This is a genomic window from Trabulsiella odontotermitis, from assembly GCF_001297775.1.
GTDB lineage: Bacteria > Pseudomonadota > Gammaproteobacteria > Enterobacterales > Enterobacteriaceae > Trabulsiella > Trabulsiella odontotermitis.
On sequence record NZ_LIFX01000033.1, the window covers coordinates 1 to 3953 of the forward strand.

The following is a 3953-nucleotide window of genomic DNA, read 5'->3' on the forward strand; positions in this document are numbered from 1 at the left end:
TTCAGCATCATCCCCTTATCGCTGATGCCGTCCTCCTTCCAGTGGAACGCGTCAAGCTGCAGGGCACTGCTTTCGCCGCTGTACTTCACGCCCACCGTCGCGAGACTGTTAACGCCGCCGCCGCTCTGGCCGTCGTCCACCGCAAAGCGCTGGCTTCCGGCACCCGCCAGTGTCGCACTGCGCTGGCTCTTCGAATAGCTCAGGTTCGGGCCGCCTTCCAGGGTGGCGCTCGCTCCCCAGCCATCTTTCCCGGCATAATCCAGCTTCATCCCGACGATACTGTCCACCGCCGTTTCACTGCCGCTGTTCATGTTCAGGTTGAAGTCTCCGGCGTTACGCTCCTGATAACCGTCTTCCAGCGTATGGCGCAGTTTGACACCCGCATACGGGGTGACGGTCAGCGCCTCGCTCAGTTCAAACGTCTTCGCCCCTTCGCTGCGGAACTCCAGATACTGCTGTTTCGCGCTGCTGTCAGCGGTCTTGTTGGTGTCGCCGTAGGAAACAGAGCGGTTGCTGTCGAGGTTATGCACGTCATAACGCAGGGCGTTGTTCCAGCTCAGGCCGTTGTCAAACGCCATCTGATGCTTCAGACCGAAGAACTGGCTGTAGCCGCCGGTGATGCCGTTGTTACCGGCACTCTGGCTGCCGCTGCCATCAAGGCGCGCGATACCGTACTCCATCGTCAGGTTCTGGCTGTCCGTGAGGGCGAGTTTCTGACGCAGGGCCATCATGTCGTAGTCGGTGTTTTTACCGAGTTCGGCACGCGGGTCGCCTTTCGCCACCACGTTGAATGCCAGACCGCTGCTCACCTGCGGTGCCGCGTCGGCCAGCATGTCAAAGCGGTTGCCCAGCATCCGTGCTTCACGGAACACGTTCGTTGCCTGGCTGCCGCTCACCTGTTTCAGGGCGCTGTTGAGCTCTGCGGTGCTGCCGACGTTGAGGCTGCTGTACAGTTCATTGCTGGTGTAACCCGCGTCCAGCGCGGTCGCCACGCTGCTGACCGAACTGTCGGTTGCCACATCGGCATAGGCGTTTTTGGTCATGGTGACGTCCACGTTGCCCTGGGCATCAGTGCTGCCCTGCGCGTTCCACACCACCGAGGTGGAGGTGATGGCGTCCGCGTCGGTCAGGTTGCTGCCCTGCACCACGTTGTCGAAAGTCATGGTGGTGGCCGACGTGCCGGAGGTGAAACCGGTGTTGACGCTGACGCCGTCCATGCTGGCATTGCTGACCATCAGTTGCCCGGCACTGCCGTCAGCGTTGGTGCCGACCACGTAACCGTTCAGGCTGTTGCTGTTGTCGTGGCTGTAGTAGTGCACTTCGCTGGCGTTGCCGTCATTGCCGTTCAGCCCTTCGATGGTGGCGGAGTCCTGGGCAATCAGGCCGGAGCCGGTGACATCATCAGCGATATACACGGTGCCGTTGTTGACCACATGGCCGTTCGCACCGGCCTTGCTGAAGGCATACGAGTTGTCGGCATAAATATTGATGGTGCCGTTGTTCTCAATCACCGCGTCTTCGGTGGCGTCAGCCCCCAGCTGCATACCGATAAGCCCGGAGTCACTGCCGCCCTCGGTGCCGAGGTTAATGGTGCCGTTGTTGACTGCCTGGTTACTGCCGCCCACGTACATCGCCACGGATTTGTTGCCGCTGATGTTAATGGTGCCGTCGTTCTGCGCTGAGTAGCCGCTGCCCCCCATTTTGACGCCCCAGCCGTTGTTGCCGCTGAAGTTGAGCGTGGCGCCCTGCTGGTTCCAGAAGAAGGCATCAGTGGCTGAGCCTTCTGACACAATACCGTCAGCCACCCCGGTGACATTCATGGTTCCGGCGTTAATCACCTGGGCATTGCCGTTGAACCGCAGTGGCTTGCTGCTCTGTGCGGCGGTGAACTCCAGGGTCCCGGTGTTAATCAGCGAGGCRTTACCGGTGAGGTAAATGCCGTCACTGCTGCTGTCRGAGACCAGCGTGCCGCTGTTCTGCACGGTGGCATTACCGGAGAGGCTGACCTGGCCGCTGAGGGTGCCGTCGTTCTGCACCGTGCCGCCAGTAATCTTCACGGTCGCGCTGTCGAGGGTGCCGCTGTTATTGAACTGCCCGGCGCTCATCGTCAGGTTGCTGTTGATGAGGGCACCGGTCTGGTTGGTCAGTGTCGTACCGGCATCATTAAGAACAATCGTCTGCCCGGTGACGGTGCCTTCGTTACTGACATTGCCGTTAATCAGCGCATTATTGGTCAGGGTGGTGGTGGTGCCCGCCTCTGCCATCACGCTGCCGTCGGCATACACGGTGCTGACGGCGCTGTCGGTCGGGTTATAGGTCGCSGCRTCCTGRCAGTCKTCMCCRACGCAGATGGTGCCGTAGTTAACAATCAGACCGCTGCCGTCGTTGTAGAACGCCTGGCCGTAATCAGCGAGGATATTGATGGTGCCGGATTCATCATTGATGGCGGTACCGCCGTTGAATACGGCCATGCCGATTAACTGGTTGTCGGCTGATTTTTCCACGCCATCGTCGGCGGTGAGGTTGATGGTACCCTGGTTGGTGACGGTGCCGCCGTTGAGCGCCATCATCCCGATACCTTCGTTGTTGACGTTGATGGTGCCGGTGTTCAGGCCAGTGGCGTCACCGAAGCCGGTATCGGTGGAGCCGGTAATCACCCCGGCGCTCATGGTGTACAGCTGACTGGTACTGTAGAACGTTTTACCGGTAATATTGCCGTCTTCATCGAGGGTGGGAATAAAACCATCGACGTTAATGGTCCCGGCGTTGGTGGCGGACCCTTTCGATGCGCCCAGACCATAAAGCCCTGCACCGTTGAGGCTGATGGTGGCCCCGGCATCGTTTTCCACGCTGCCGTAATTGGTTGCCAATTGAGCGTATTCGGTGTTCTGGTACCACATCACAGGATAATTGCCATTCCCTGATGTATAAATCGGCAATGATGTTGATCTGATATTAATCGTCCCGCCATCTTTATTTGCAGCAACCGACCCTGGGCCTTCTGCCCGCATCATGGCCGTATTGTTTATTTCATCGTCTGTAGCATCAATGTTGATGGTTCCGCTATTGCTGACACTGGCCCCCTGAATAGCCTGCATGACAATAGTACCTAGACTGGAATTAATGGTTCCGTCATTGACAATGCTGCTGTTGACTCCCTGACTTTGCAGAAGCGAATAGTGGTCAAAATAGTAAGCGCTTGTGCTGCTGAAAGTGGTATTCAGGACGGAGTCATCAGTAAGAATTAGCTGCCCGCCTTCCGTTACTGTCGCAAATATTGTCGGCGTGCCAACAATGCCAGTGATATCCACGCCGGACTCACCACTGACGCTGACCGTGTTGTCACCACTTATGGCAATACCGGTTGCATACTGTAAATCTCTCGTCGAGATGTTGACCCCACCATTGATGTCCACATGATTGCCACTACCGGTAACGTTAATACCTGCAGCCTGGAAAATGACGTTATCCAGTGGTGCAGGTGTCTGCGAATCGAGATCTATCGACAGCGAGCCATCCAGCGTCACGGTATTATCATTACCCGACACGGTCACGCCCGTTAATGTCCCGTTGAATGGGTTATCTTCATCTGCTGGCATCATCCCGGAAATCGCCACATCGCCGGTGATCTCCGCCGTACCGTTATTCCCCGCCACGCTGACCCCGGTCGCGCCCTGGTAAACCCCGTCCGCGTTTTTCTCCGCATGGACATTTACCGTGCCGTCGAGCGTCACGCTGGCGCTGCCGCCGGTAATGCTGACCCCGGTACCGTTCAGGCTGCTGTCGAGGGTGCCGGTGTTGGTGAAGCTGGCATTGTCACCGCTGACGAGGACACCGGTGGAGCCTGCGTCCGTCACGGTAATGGTCCCGCTGTTGTCGATTTTCGCGGTGGTGCCGTTGACCGCGATACCTGTCGCACCATTGGTGACAGTGATGTCGCCCTGCTGGTCAAA

Annotated in this window: 1 protein-coding gene; it reads right to left on the reverse strand. The window is 58.1% G+C overall.

What is annotated here, in order from left to right; translation table 11 throughout:
• On the reverse strand, positions 1–3953 hold a 3953-nt coding region (locus AOY23_RS21275), incomplete at both ends, for an autotransporter outer membrane beta-barrel domain-containing protein (protein WP_054181330.1).